Here is a 13,828-nt window from a genome sequence, read left to right as displayed (position 1 = left end):
ATTAATTAGTGACTATTAAACCCAACAGAGAATATTTTAATATAAAAACATACGAACACCATAAAAATAGTTTCAATTCCCCAAATAGAGTTACCTAAAATCAGAGCATAAAAAAAGCTTCAATATAGTATTGAAGCTTTTTTATAATTTATAAAGTGTTTATTTTAGTTCATTCCTCCATCTACAGATAAAGTTTGTCCTGTAATATAAGCACTCATATCAGAAGCTAAAAATACACATGCATTTGCAATATCTATTGGCTGTCCTCCTCTTTTTAAAGGAATTCCATCTCTCCAACTTTGCACTGTAGCTTCATCTAATTTTTCTGTCATTTCTGTTTCTATAAAACCAGGAGCAACTACGTTACTTCTAATATTTCTAGATCCTAACTCTAAAGCAACTGATTTAGAAAAACCAACAATACCAGCTTTTGAAGCAGCATAATTAGTTTGACCAGCGTTTCCTTTAATACCGACTACAGAGCTCATATTAATAATAGAACCTGCTCTTTGTTTCATCATCGGACGAATAACAGCTTTGGTTAAATTAAAAACAGATTTTAAATTTACTTCAATTACTTTATCAAAATCGTCTTCAGAAATACGCATTAACAAGTTATCTTTTGTAATACCTGCGTTATTTACTAAAATATCTATAGCTCCAAATTCTTTTAAAACCTCTTTTGCTAATTCTTGAGCAGCATCAAAATCTGCAGCATTAGATTGGTATCCTTTTGCAGAAACTCCAAAAGCTTTTAATTCTTCTTCTAAAGCATTTGCTGCATCTACAGATGAACTATAGGTAAAAGCAACATTTGCTCCTTGCTTTGCAAATTCAATAGCAATTCCACGTCCAATACCTCTTGTTGCACCAGTAATGATAGCAGATTTATTTTCTAATAATTTCATATTAAGTCTTTATTTTTAAAAAAGCAAAGATACTAAAATTAAAAAACTCGTAAACTAATTTAGTTTACGAGTTTATAAGTTAAAAAGAATATTGAAAATCTTATAATTTTACTTCCTGTTCATCTACATAGTTAAATAAATAATCTATTTCTAGCTCTTTTATTTTTCCTAGTTTCTGTAAAGATTCTACATCTAAATCCTTTTTATTACCAATAACCATTACATTATAAGACTCTCCTTTAATATTATTATTAAAGAAATCCTTTAAATCTTCCATGGTCATCTCTTTAATGGTATTGTACATTGCTTCTCTATTATCATTGTCAATTCCTAATTTTTGTAACCTTTCATAAGACCAAAAGATATTAGATTTTGTAATTCTTTGCGCTGCCAATTGTTTTAAAGTAGCTTCTTTTGCTGCTTCAAATTGTTTTTCGGCTTCTGGCATATCATTCATTAATTCCATCATAGCATCTACCGCTTGCTCCAATTTATTAGCTTGTGTCCCCACATAAGCCATTACATAATTTGGAGAATCTTTTTTAGAAGCGTTGCTGTATGAAGCAAAAGCAGAATAAGCTAAAGATTTAGACTCTCTTATCTCTTGAAATACAATCGATGATAAACCGCTTCCGAAATAGGTATTGAACAATGTTGAAGCTGCTATATTTTCTGGATTAAAAGCATCACCTTTTGCTAAAAACATTAATTCTGTTTGCACCATATCATAATCTGTAAAGAACACATTATTCCCCGTCTCTGTTTCTTTATACTCTTTTGCAACAGGATATTCTTTTAAATCTCCAAATATTTTATGATGTGTATTTAATGAAGCTACGGCAGCATCAACATCTTTTCCGTAGTAAAAAATTCGTTGTTTATAATTTTTCATATCCTTAATTAAGGTAACTAACTCTTCTGGATTGATTGCTTTTAACTCATCAATTTGCATGATATCTCTTAACGGAGAATCTTCACCATATTTACCATAATTCATCAAACCATTCCAAAGAATATTTCCTTTTTGCGTTTTTCCGTCCTGACGTCCTTTGTAAATTTTTTCTACATATTTATCATACGCTTCTTTATCCGCTTTAGCGTTATCCCAAAGATGTTCTAATAACTCTAAACCTTGTGGTAAATTTTCTTTTAATCCATTTAAACCAACATAGGTTTTATCATTTGCAGTACTTACGTAATAAGAAATTCCTAATTTGTAAAATTCTTTTTTAAGTGCTTCGTTGGTGTATTTATCTGTACCAATGTATTCCAAATAACCTGCTGCCAAAGACAATTTCTTATCATTATCACTTCCCATATCAAAAATGATATTCATATCAAACAAATCATTTTTTTCATTTAAAACATAAGAAACTTTAATTCCGTTTGCTGTTTCAGACTCTTTAATTGCCGTTTTATAATCTACAAACTTAGGTTGTAAAGGTTTAGAATCAACTTTATTAAAAGCTGTAATAAACTCAGAACTTTTATCTCTATTTAAATGAACTGGAGTAATACCAGGATTGGCAACTTTTACAATATTCTTATCCTCTCCTTTTCTTTTATAAGTAACTACATAATTTTCTTGGTAAAAATTCTTAGCAAAAGCTACTAATTCTTCTTTTGATATTTTCTTTAAATCATCTAAAAACTGAACTCTTTTAGACCAATCTTGTTGATATATAAAAGCATTTACATAAGTATCAGCTAAAGCTGAATTGTCTTCATATTGTCTAGTTTGACTCAATTTTAAGTCATTTACAACTGCTTCAATCATCCAATCTTCAAACTCACCGTTTTTTAATTTTTCTATCTGATCTAATAATAACTCTTTAACTTCATCTAAAGTTTGTCCTGTTTTAGGTGTTCCTGTAAAAGAATGATAACCATAATCATTTAAAAAAGTTGGAGAACAACTTGCTCTTTGTACCAATTGTTTCTGATTTAAATTTAAATCGATAATACCGGCATTTCCGTTTGCCATAATCATATCACAAAGCGTTACCAATTTTTCTTCTTCACTATTAATTCCTTCAGATCTGTAGGCAATAGAAATAGATTCTGATGTTGGTCCAAAAACCTCATTAACTATTGGCGCTGTAATTTTAGCTTCTTTTGCCAATGTTGGATGTTGTAATTCTTTCCTTTCAAATTTACCGAAGCTCTCATTTACCTTTTTAATAGTTGGCTCAAACTCAAAATCACCTACTAAAATAACCGCCATATTATTCGGAACATAATACTTGTTAAAGTAATTATGAATGTCTACCATAGAAGGATTTTTTAAATGATCTGCTGTACCAATAGTTGTCTGTTGTCCATAAGGATGATTTGGAAATAAACCATCTAACATAGCAGCGTAACGTTTTCTAAAATCGTTGTCTTGTCCTCTATTAAACTCCTCAAAAACAGCTTCTAATTCCGTATGAAATAAACGTAAAACTAGCGTACTAAAACGTTCTGCTTCTAAATCTACCCATTTATCTAGTTCGTTCGCAGGAATTTTATTGGTATATACTGTTTGCTCAAACCAGGTATAAGCATTGGTACCTGTTGCTCCTAATGACGCTGTCATTTTATCATACTCATTAGCTACAGAATAATTAGAAGCTTCTAAAGAAACTTTATCAATTTCTTTATACAACGCTAATTTCTTGTCTTCATCTTTTTCGATTCTGTGTTGTTCATACAAATCAGAAATTTTCTCTAAATATTCTTTTTCTTTATCCCAATCTGCAGTACCTATTTTATGAGTTCCTTTAAACACCATGTGCTCTAAATAATGTGCCAAACCTGTAGATTCTTTTGGATCATAATTAGAACCTGCTCTAACAGCAATATAAGTTTGAATTTTGGGTTCATCAGAATTCTGACTTAAATAGACTTTTAATCCGTTTTCTAAAGTGTACAAACGTAAACCTGTTGGGTCATTTTCTACAATTTCATAAGATAACCCATTGGTATCTTTTTGTGAAGTTACCTGATAATTCTTTTCTTTCTTAGTGTTAGTATTACAACTTACAGCTGTAACTAACAAAAAGCTAATACATAACATTTTAAGCTCTTTCATAATTTTAATTTTGGTTGAAATAAAAAACTCCGATGAATTTACAAATTCATCGGAGTTTTTATGCTATTTTATTAGAAAACTTTATCAGTTTTTCAATAGAAATCTAATTATTTTAAGACTTTTGCAATCATTTCACCAATTTTAGCTGGAGAACTCACAACATGAATTCCATTTTCTGCTAAAATTTTCATTTTTGCTTGTGCTGTATCATCAGCTCCACCAACAATTGCACCTGCGTGCCCCATTGTTCTTCCTGCTGGTGCAGTTTGACCTGCTATAAAACCAACAACTGGCTTTCTGTTTCCATCAGCTTTAATCCATTGTGCAGCTTCTGCTTCTAAATTACCACCAATTTCACCAATCATTACAATTGCTTCTGTTTCTGGGTCATTCATTAACAACTCAACAGCTTCTTTTGTTGTAGTTCCAATAATTGGATCTCCACCAATACCAATTGCAGTTGTAATTCCGTATCCTTGTTTTACAACTTGGTCTGCTGCTTCATAGGTTAAAGTTCCTGATTTAGAAACAATACCTACTTTACCTTTTTTAAAGATAAAACCTGGCATAATACCAACTTTAGCTTCGTCTGGCGTAATTACACCTGGACAGTTAGGACCAATTAATCTACAGTCTCTACCATCAATATAAGCTTTTACTTTTACCATATCTGCAGTAGGAATCCCTTCTGTAATACAAATAATTACTTTAATTCCTGCGTCTGCAGCTTCCATAATTGCATCAGCAGCAAATGCTGGTGGTACAAAAATAATAGAAGTATCAGCTCCTACTTCATCTACAGATTCTTTTACTGTATTAAAAACTGGTTTTCCTAAATGCTCTTGACCTCCTTTTCCTGGAGTTACCCCTCCAACTACATTCGTTCCATAATCAATCATTTGACCAGCATGAAAAGTACCTTCACTACCTGTAAAACCTTGAACAATAATTTTTGAATTCTTATTTACTAAAACACTCATTGGTTTGATATTTTATTTTGTTACACAAAAATAGTTTATTGATAGTTTCTAAAAAAGGATTCAAACAAATTATTATCAATAAAAAAGTAATAATTGTATGTTTTAAGCTCCTTTACTTTTTAGAACAAGATAGTCTTAATGTTTTTATGAGTTTTAATTCTCGAAAAAAAACAATTAAGATTACTTTCTATCTTTTAAAAAACGTTTTATTTCTGCCATTTCTTTTAATTTTTCTCTTGATTCTGAAACTGGAGTACCGAAATAACTTTTTCCTCCCGCAACAGATTTTGTAACTCCTGTTTGACCAAGAATTATAGCGCCTTTACCTATGGTAATTCCGCTATTTGTACCAACTTGTCCCCAAATTGTTACTTCATCTTCAATAATTACACAGCCAGCAATACCTGTTTGTGATGCTATTAAACATTTTTTTCCAATCTTAGTATCATGACCTACATGAACTTGATTGTCAATTTTTGTACCTTTTCCAATAGTTGTATCTCCTGTAACACCTTTATCTATAGTACAAGATGCACCTAAATCTACATAATCTTCTAAAACGACTCTACCTCCAGAAATCAATTTATCAAATCCTTCTGGTCTGTTTTTATAATAAAATGCATCCGCTCCTAAAACTGTATTCGCATGTATAGTAACATTATTACCAATAACTGAATTATCGTAAATAGTTACATTAGGATGAATTACACAATTTTTACCAATAGAAACATTGTTTCCAATAAAAACATTGGGTTGAATTACTGTATTTTCTCCAATAATAGCGGTTTCAGCAATACTTACTTTCGCTGCTATAAAAGGATTAAAATGTTTTGTGATTTTATTAAAATCACGAAAAGGATCCTCAGAAATTAATAATGCCTTGCCAACCGGGCAATCAACTTTTTTGTTGATTAATATTGTGGTTGCAGCAGAATTTAACGCCTTGTCATAGTACTTAGGATGATCTACAAAAACAATATCTCCTTTTTCTACAACATGAATTTCGTTGATTCCTAAAATCTCGAAATTTTCATCACCAATAAATGTAGTATCTATTAGTGTTGCTATTTGCTGAAGAGTTTGTGGTTTTTGGAATTTCATGTTTCAATTTTCAGTCGAAGTAATCAGTCACAGTTTCAGTATTAAGTAAGCACTGCAAACTGCTACTGAATACTGCCCACTAATTCTTACTCTTTAATACGTTCTTGATACGTTCCTTTTGTAGTTTCTACCTTAATTTTATCTCCTTCATTTATAAATAAAGGTACATTTACAGATGCTCCTGTTTCTACTGTAGCAGGTTTTGTTGCATTTGTAGCTGTGTTTCCTTTAACACCAGGTTCTGCATGGGTAACTTCTAAAATTACACTTGCTGGTAAATCTACAGAAAGTGGCATATTATCTTCTGAGTTGATGATAATAGTAACAATTTCTCCTTCTTTCATTAATCCTGGATTGTCTAAAGCCGCTTCTAACAAACGAATTTGAGTATAATCTGCTTCATTCATAAAGTGATAAAATTCACCATCATGATATAAAAACTGAAATTTATGAGTTTCTACACGTACATCTTCAATTTTTCTACCTGCAGGAAAAGTATTATCAACTACTTTACCGTTACTAACACTTTTTAATTTTGTTCTTACAAATGCAGGTCCTTTACCAGGTTTAACATGTAAAAATTCTATAATTTTATATATATCGTTGTTGTATCTAATACACAATCCGTTTCTAATATCTGATGTTGTTGCCATATTTTATTGGATGTTTGCCTTTAGTTATTTACTATAAGCAATAGTTGTTAATTTTATTTTTAAGCTTTATAAACGATACTTTACTATAAAAAGTTAGTTCGCTTTAGAGTAACCTTTCATAATTCCTCTATGAGATTCTTTTATAAATTGAATTATCTCATCGCGTTCTGGAGTTGCTTCCATTTCTGCTTCTATAATATCAATTGCTTGTGAATTGTTATAATTTCTTTGAAAAAGTATTCTATAAATATCCTGAATTTCTCTTATCTTTTCTGTTGAAAAGCCTCTTCTTCTTAATCCTACAGAGTTAATACCTACATAAGCAAGCGGTTCTCTTGCAGCTTTTACAAACGGAGGAACATCTTTTCTTACCAAAGAACCACCTGTTACAAAAGAGTGATTTCCTATAGATGCAAATTGATGCACTGCAACCATACCTGCTAAAACAACATTGTCTCCAATAGTAACATGACCAGCTAAGGTTGTATTATTAGAAAAAATACAATTATCACCAACAAAGGTATCATGTGCTATATGACAATACGCCATAATTAAACAATTGTCACCAATTTTGGTTTTCATTCTATCTGAAGTACCTCTGTTTATAGTAACACATTCTCTAATAGTTACATTGTTACCAATTTCTACAGTAGTTTCCTCATCATTAAACTTTAAATCTTGTGGAATTGCTGAAATTACTGCTCCTGGAAAAATCCTACAATTTTCACCAATCTTAGCACCTTCCATAATAGTTACGTTAGATCCAATCCAAGTTCCAGAACCAATGGTTACATTATTATGAATGGTAGTAAAAGGTTCTATTACTACGTTTCTCGCTATTTTTGCTTGCGGATGTACATACGCTAAAGGTTGATTCATAGTTTATTTTTTTCTAGCAATTTGAGCCATTAATTCTGCTTCTGCAACTATTTTTCCGTTCGCATAAGCATACGCTTGCATGTGGCAAATACCTCGTCTTATTGGGGTAATTAACTCACATTTAAATGTTAAAGTATCTCCAGGTAAAACTTTTTGTTTAAACTTTACTTTATCCATCTTCATAAAGTAAGTTAGATAGTTTTCTGGATCCGGAACCGTGTGTAAAACTAAAACTCCACCACATTGTGCCATTGCTTCAACTTGTAAAACTCCTGGCATTACAGGTGATCCTGGAAAATGTCCTACGAAAAAGTTCTCGTTCATAGTTACATTTTTCATACCAACAACGTGTGTATCAGAAAGCTCTAAAATTCTATCAATCAATAAAAATGGAGGTCTATGAGGTAGCACATCCATAATCTGATGAATATCCATTAAAGGAGGTAAATTCAAATCGTATTGAGGAACGTTATTCCTTTTTTCTTGCTTAATAATTTTTGCTAATTTCTTTGCAAATGAAGTATTAATTAAGTGTCCTGGTTTATTAGCAATAACTTTACCTCTAATTCTAATACCAACTAAAGCTAAATCTCCAATTACATCTAATAACTTATGTCTAGCAGCTTCATTAGCCCAATGTAAAGTAAGGTTATCTAAAATACCGTTTGGTTTAACGGCGATATTATCTTTTTTAAATGCAGTTTTTAATTTTTCCATGGTTGCTGCAGACAATTCTTTGTCTACATACACAATAGCATTGTTTAAATCACCACCTTTAATAAGGTCGTGCTCTAAAAGCATTTCTATTTCATGTAAAAAACTAAACGTTCTAGCATCTGCAATTTCTGTTTTAAAATCAGAAATCTTTTCTAGATTTGCGTTTTGCGTACCTAATATTTTAGTTCCAAAATCTACCATAGTTGTCACTTGGTATTCATCTGATGGCATTAAAATAATTTCGCTACCTGTAACTTCATCCTTAAAAGAAATAATTTCTTTTACTACATATTCTTCTATATCAGCATCTTGCTCTTGTATACCCGCACTTTCTAATGCTTCTACAAAATATTTAGAAGAACCATCCATAATTGGTGGTTCTGAAGAATCTAATTCTATTAAAAGGTTGTCTATATCTAAACCGACAGCAGCAGCCAAAACATGCTCTGAAGTCTGAATTTGAACTCCATTGCGTTCTAGGTTAGTTCCTCTTTGTGTATTTACAACATACTCTGCTTTTGCCTCAATAATTGGCGCTCCCTCTAAATCTATTCTGCTAAAAGCAAAACCATGATTAACAGGTGCAGGTTTTATAGTCATATTTACAGTGTTACCAGTGTGTATACCTACGCCAGATAAACTTACCTCTTTCTGAATTGTCTTTTGCTTTTTACTCATTTATTATCAGTTTTTGAGACTTCAACTCTTTTTCTATATTGCTAATTTTCGATGCTATTTTAGGTAAATTTCTAAAATAAACCGAACTTTTATTAAAATCTTGTATTTTAAATGCAGGTGAACCATTTACCATCTCATTATCTTTTAAACTTTTAGAGATACCTGCTTGGGCTAATATTTTTACATTATTACCAATTGTTATATGACCTGCAAAACCTACTTGTCCCCCAATCATACAATTTTCACCTATTTTGGTGGAACCTGCAATACCTGTTTGAGCTGCAATTACGGTATTTTTTCCAATCTCTACATTATGGGCTACTTGTATTTGATTGTCTAACTTTACACCTTCATGTATAATTGTAGATCCCATAGTGGCTCTATCAATTGTACAAGCAGAGCCAATATCTACATTGTCCTTTATAATAACATTACCTATTTGAGGTATTGCAGTATATACTCCGTTTTTATCCGGTGCAAAACCAAATCCATCTCCACCTATAACAGACCCAGAATGAATTTTGCAGTTATTACCTATAATTGTTTCAGAATAAATTTTTACTCCAGAAAAAATAACGCAATTATCACCAATAATTGAATTATCACCAATATAAGCATTTGGATAAACCTTTACATTTTCTCCTAAAACCACATTTTCTCCAATATAAGAGAAGGCACCAATATACTCATTAACACCAATTTTTGCCGAATCAGAAATAAAATGAGGATTCTCTCTACCCATTTTATTATTTTTAACTTCATTGTAAAATGCTAATATTTTAGAAAAAGCTTCATAAGCACTTTCTACTTTTATTAGTGTTACATTCACTTCTTTTTCCGGAACAAAAGTACTGTTAACAATAACTACAGATGCATTTGTAGAATATAAAAAAGATTTATATTTTAGGTTAGAGAGAAAGGTTAGTGAACCTTTTTCTCCTTCTTCTATTTTAGATAATTTAGAAACTTCTACATCAGAATTACCAACGATGTCACCTTCTAAAATATCTGCTATTTGTTGTGCTGTAAATTTCATTAAGCGCAAAAATATAAAATTTATAGTGATTTGGCTAATCTCATTCTATTTTGGATAACAAATAAAGTATTTTATTACCGGATTTGTAAGCGCTTGTAGATTTAATTGATCTGACGCTTTGGCGATATCTCTTAGTTTTCCCTTTTTATTCAGAATAAAAATAGGTTTTTCTTGCTGATATGCTTGATTTTCGATTTTTTTGGTGAAAACAAAATATTTTACTTCGTTTTCTGAAAGCTCCAATTTTTTTGAAACTTTATTTATTTTTTTATTCAATTTTGCAACTTCAAACTCCTTTTGTTGAATTTCTATACGCAACAATTTTCTATCAACAATCATCTTAGATAATAAAGATAAAATTTTATCACTATGATTTGTCCATTCTTTTATGGCAGACATTACATCATAATCATCCAGTTTAGAAAACATTTCTAAAGTTTCATCAGTAAAATTGTCTTGCGATATTTTTTTATATAGAAAATAACGTAAAGAAGTACTTGCAAATAATTCTACTCCATTATCTGCCAATTCTTTTGCTCTTTTTAAAACATTAACCAGCATATTTTCTGCTACTAAGCCTGTTTTATGTAAATATACTTGCCAATACATTAAACGTCTGGCAATTAAAAAGTTTTCTACAGAGTAAATCCCTTTACCTTCAATAACCAATTCATCATCCTTTACATTCATCATAGCAATTAACCGATCCGAAGAAATATTACCTTCTGTAACACCTGTGTAAAAACTGTCACGTTTTAAATAATCTAATCGGTCTATATCTAATTGACTCGATATAAGCTTGCACAAAAACTTTCTAGGATATTTTCCTTCAAATATTTCGATGGCTACATCTAACTTTCCGTTAAATTCATCATTTAACTTTTTCATAAATTTTAATGAAATTTCTTCATGAGAAATGCCATTTACAATACTATGCTCTAAAGCATGCGAGAAAGCTCCATGACCAATATCGTGCAATAAAATTGCTATATACAAACCATTTTCTTCTTCTTCAGAAATTTCTACTTGCTTAAAACGTAATACTCTTACCGCTTTTTGCATTAAATGCATACAACCAATTGCATGATGAAAACGGGTATGATTAGCTCCTGGATATACCAAGTTAGAAAACCCCATTTGGGCAATTCTTCTTAAACGCTGAAAATAACGATGTTCTATTAAATCAAAAACTAAAGTATTTGGTATTTGTATAAACCCATATATAGGGTCGTTCAAAATCTTTAATTTGTTATGTTTTTTATTCTTCAAATGAGTTTTTTTATCAATCTATGGCAAATTACAAATTAATGCCGCGAACTAGCAAATTTAAAGTTTTAGTTTTTTCTGAAAGCAATTATATTTAGAAAAAAGAAACTTTGCTAATAAAATAAGATTAATAGTCTTATTTCTATTAATAAATGACGAATTCATTTATTAATAGATATCCCAAAATTGGCAATATTTTATCATTTTTAAAACCTAAAAAGTATAACTTTTAATTACTTTTATACTTAATTGTTAAAATGATAAACAAAAATATGAGCAGTATACAAATTTTATGGGTAGATGATGAAATAGAGTTATTAAAACCGCACATTCTTTTTTTGGAACGTAAAAATTACAAAGTAACTACTTCTACCAATGGTGCAGATGCTATTGATTTAGTAGGTGAACAAAATTTTGATATCGTTTTTTTAGATGAAAATATGCCTGGATTAACAGGACTAGATACACTTGCAGAAATTAAACAAATACACGCAAATTTGCCTGTTGTTATGATTACAAAAAGTGAAGAGGAATATATAATGGAAGAAGCAATTGGTTCTAAAATTGCAGATTATTTAATAAAACCTGTAAACCCTAGTCAGATTTTATTAAGTTTAAAAAAGAATTTAGACCATTCTCGTTTAATATCAGAAAAAACCACTTCTAACTATCAACAAGAATTCAGAAAAATTTCTATGGATTTAGCTATGGTAAATTCTTATGAAGAATGGATAGATCTTTACAAAAAACTAGTGCATTGGGAACTAGAATTAGAGAATATTAGCGACCCTGGAATGTTAGGAATTTTAGAAAGTCAAAAACAAGAAGCCAATAGTCAGTTTTTTAAATTCATCAAAAAAAATTATGAAGATTTTCTAACAGCACACGATAAACCTACTTTTTCTCACACACTTTTTAAAAACTATGTGGTACCAGAATTGAGTAAAGACCAAGGAGTTTTATGGGTAGTAATAGATAATTTACGTTACGATCAATATAGAATTTTAGAACCTTTAATAAACAACCATTACAAAAAGGATCAAGAGCATTCTTATTTTTCTATTCTACCAACAGCAACACAGTACGCTAGAAATGCAATATTTTCTGGGTTAATGCCTTCTGAAATGGAAAAACGTCATCCAAATTTCTGGAAAAATGACACTGATGAAGGCGGAATGAATCTGTTTGAAAACGATTTCCTAACAGCACAAATAAAACGCTTAGGCTTAGATATTACACACGAATATTATAAAATAACCACCTTAAAAAACGGTAAAGAATTAGCAGATAACTATAACGGAACCAAACAAAACGACTTAACAGCTGTGGTGTATAATTTTGTAGACATGTTGTCTCATTCTAAAACTGAAATGGAGGTTATAAAGGAATTGGCTGGAGACGATAAGGCATACAGAAGTCTTACGTTAAGCTGGTTTAAAAACTCACCATTGTTCGAAATTATACAAAAAGCACAACAATTAGGTCAGAAATTAATTATTACCACAGACCACGGAACTATCAATTGTAAAAACCCAACAAAGGTAATTGGTGATAAAAATATTAGTGCTAATTTACGCTATAAAACTGGTAGAAGTCTTTCTTACGAGGATAAAGATGTCTATGCAGTAAGAAACCCAAAAGACATTTTCTTACCAACTGTAGCCATGAATAGTCCGTTTATTTTTGCCAAAGAAGACCTATTTTTTGCGTACCCAAACAACTTTAATCACTTTGTTAAATACTACAAAAACACCTATCAACATGGAGGAATCTCTTTAGAGGAAGTTATTATTCCATGTGCCGTTTATAGCCCGAAGCAAAAGTAGTTTACAACAGCAGTAAAAGTTATATAATTTCAATTATTAGAAGCTATTTCCTGCTTTCACTACTCGCTTTTATTGCCAAAAAAAGCAATAAAGAGCTCAAACAAACCTTTCAATCAGGGCTAAACTTGTTTGCTAACTCTATTAATTATAAAAAAAGTCTGACAAATTTAAACTACTTGTCTGACTTTTTCAATTTACAAATTGAGTAATACAAATATAGTCTCTCCTACTTCATTTATAAAGTTTAAATATTATTGACTGTAAACAATAACTGATTACTGAATACTTTTTATATTTTTGTCTTTATGAAAAAAAATTACTCTTTAGAAGATTTATCTGAAGTTGCAGCAGAGATTATTTTATCCGCAGAAAATAAAACATTATTATTTTACGGACAAATGGGCGTTGGTAAAACAACTCTTATTAAAGAAATCTGCAAACAATTAGGTGTTTTAGACAACATCTCCTCACCTACTTTTTCTTTAGTTAATGAATATCAGACTACAAATAGTGAAAAAGTTTTCCATTTCGATTTTTACAGAATTACAGACGAAGAAGAGGCTTTAGACATGGGAATTGAAGAATATTTAGATAATAATGATTGGTGTTTAATAGAATGGCCAGAAAATATAGAAAATTTACTACCTTTAGAGGCTGTTCAAATTTATTTGACTATTTCAAATGACGAACAACGAAACATTCAACTAAAATAAC

General features: G+C 30.5%; 11 protein-coding genes. 2 read left to right on the top strand and 9 right to left on the bottom strand.

All coding sequences use genetic code 11. From position 1 onward, the window contains the following. Positions 1-164 precede the first annotated feature (164 nt). From fabG to GQS57_RS03210, 9 genes are all read right to left on the bottom strand, one after another. The gene (gene fabG, locus GQS57_RS03250; protein WP_165731136.1) at positions 165-908 is read right to left on the bottom strand and encodes a 3-oxoacyl-[acyl-carrier-protein] reductase; all 744 of its coding nucleotides are present in this window, start codon (positions 906-908) and stop codon (positions 165-167) included. A gap of 100 nt (positions 909-1,008) precedes the next feature. Beyond that, complete coding sequence (locus tag GQS57_RS03245; RefSeq protein WP_165731135.1) at positions 1,009-3,978, bottom strand: pitrilysin family protein; 2,970 nt, start codon at positions 3,976-3,978, stop codon at positions 1,009-1,011. A gap of 107 nt (positions 3,979-4,085) precedes the next feature. Beyond that, complete coding sequence (gene sucD / locus GQS57_RS03240; RefSeq protein WP_165731134.1) at positions 4,086-4,958, bottom strand: succinate--CoA ligase subunit alpha; 873 nt, start codon at positions 4,956-4,958, stop codon at positions 4,086-4,088. 180 nt (positions 4,959-5,138) lie between these two features. Further along, entirely contained in the window at positions 5,139-6,059 is a 921-nt protein-coding gene (locus GQS57_RS03235; protein ID WP_165731133.1) for a UDP-3-O-(3-hydroxymyristoyl)glucosamine N-acyltransferase, read from the bottom strand. An 86-nt stretch (positions 6,060-6,145) separates the two neighbouring features. Further along, positions 6,146-6,712 carry an elongation factor P gene (gene efp / locus GQS57_RS03230; protein ID WP_165731132.1) on the bottom strand — a complete coding sequence of 189 codons (567 nt, stop codon included), beginning with the start codon at positions 6,710-6,712 and terminating at the stop codon, positions 6,146-6,148. 93 nt (positions 6,713-6,805) lie between these two features. Further along, positions 6,806-7,591, bottom strand: coding sequence for an acyl-ACP--UDP-N-acetylglucosamine O-acyltransferase (gene lpxA, locus GQS57_RS03225; RefSeq protein WP_165731131.1), 786 nt, complete (start codon positions 7,589-7,591; stop codon positions 6,806-6,808). A 3-nt stretch (positions 7,592-7,594) separates the two neighbouring features. Then, positions 7,595-8,986: a bifunctional UDP-3-O-[3-hydroxymyristoyl] N-acetylglucosamine deacetylase/3-hydroxyacyl-ACP dehydratase gene (locus tag GQS57_RS03220; RefSeq protein WP_165731130.1), complete on the bottom strand. Its 1,392-nt coding sequence runs from the start codon at positions 8,984-8,986 to the stop codon at positions 7,595-7,597. After that, entirely contained in the window at positions 8,979-10,022 is a 1,044-nt protein-coding gene (lpxD, locus tag GQS57_RS03215; protein ID WP_165731129.1) for a UDP-3-O-(3-hydroxymyristoyl)glucosamine N-acyltransferase, read from the bottom strand. Before lpxD ends, GQS57_RS03220 begins: the two co-directional genes overlap by 8 nt. Positions 10,023-10,067: 45 nt before the next feature. Next, positions 10,068-11,291, bottom strand: coding sequence for an HD domain-containing protein (locus GQS57_RS03210; RefSeq protein WP_165731128.1), 1,224 nt, complete (start codon positions 11,289-11,291; stop codon positions 10,068-10,070). A gap of 269 nt (positions 11,292-11,560) precedes the next feature. Here GQS57_RS03210 and GQS57_RS03205 point away from each other — a divergent pair, with 269 nt between their 5' ends. Continuing rightward, complete coding sequence (locus GQS57_RS03205; protein WP_165731127.1) at positions 11,561-13,114, top strand: bifunctional response regulator/alkaline phosphatase family protein; 1,554 nt, start codon at positions 11,561-11,563, stop codon at positions 13,112-13,114. Positions 13,115-13,419: 305 nt separating this feature from the next. Then, positions 13,420-13,827, top strand: a complete 408-nt coding sequence (gene tsaE / locus GQS57_RS03200; RefSeq protein ID WP_165731126.1) for a tRNA (adenosine(37)-N6)-threonylcarbamoyltransferase complex ATPase subunit type 1 TsaE — start codon at positions 13,420-13,422, stop codon at positions 13,825-13,827. The last annotated feature ends 1 nt before the right edge of the window (position 13,828 follow it).

This window comes from Polaribacter sp. 20A6 (assembly GCF_011378915.1).
Classification (GTDB): Bacteria; Bacteroidota; Bacteroidia; order Flavobacteriales; family Flavobacteriaceae; genus Polaribacter; species Polaribacter sejongensis.
The sequence above is the reverse complement of the archived record's forward strand: the minus strand, read 5'-3'. Positions and strand labels throughout refer to the sequence as shown.

Coding starts and splice junctions, on each gene's coding strand:
- fabG (WP_165731136.1), bottom strand. CDS start 908: ATGAAATTATTAGAAAATAAATCTGCTATCATTACTGGTGCAACAAGA.
- GQS57_RS03245 (WP_165731135.1), bottom strand. CDS start 3,978: ATGAAAGAGCTTAAAATGTTATGTATTAGCTTTTTGTTAGTTACAGCT.
- sucD (WP_165731134.1), bottom strand. CDS start 4,958: ATGAGTGTTTTAGTAAATAAGAATTCAAAAATTATTGTTCAAGGTTTT.
- GQS57_RS03235 (WP_165731133.1), bottom strand. CDS start 6,059: ATGAAATTCCAAAAACCACAAACTCTTCAGCAAATAGCAACACTAATA.
- efp (WP_165731132.1), bottom strand. CDS start 6,712: ATGGCAACAACATCAGATATTAGAAACGGATTGTGTATTAGATACAAC.
- lpxA (WP_165731131.1), bottom strand. CDS start 7,591: ATGAATCAACCTTTAGCGTATGTACATCCGCAAGCAAAAATAGCGAGA.
- GQS57_RS03220 (WP_165731130.1), bottom strand. CDS start 8,986: ATGAGTAAAAAGCAAAAGACAATTCAGAAAGAGGTAAGTTTATCTGGC.
- lpxD (WP_165731129.1), bottom strand. CDS start 10,022: ATGAAATTTACAGCACAACAAATAGCAGATATTTTAGAAGGTGACATC.
- GQS57_RS03205 (WP_165731127.1), top strand. CDS start 11,561: ATGAGCAGTATACAAATTTTATGGGTAGATGATGAAATAGAGTTATTA.
- tsaE (WP_165731126.1), top strand. CDS start 13,420: ATGAAAAAAAATTACTCTTTAGAAGATTTATCTGAAGTTGCAGCAGAG.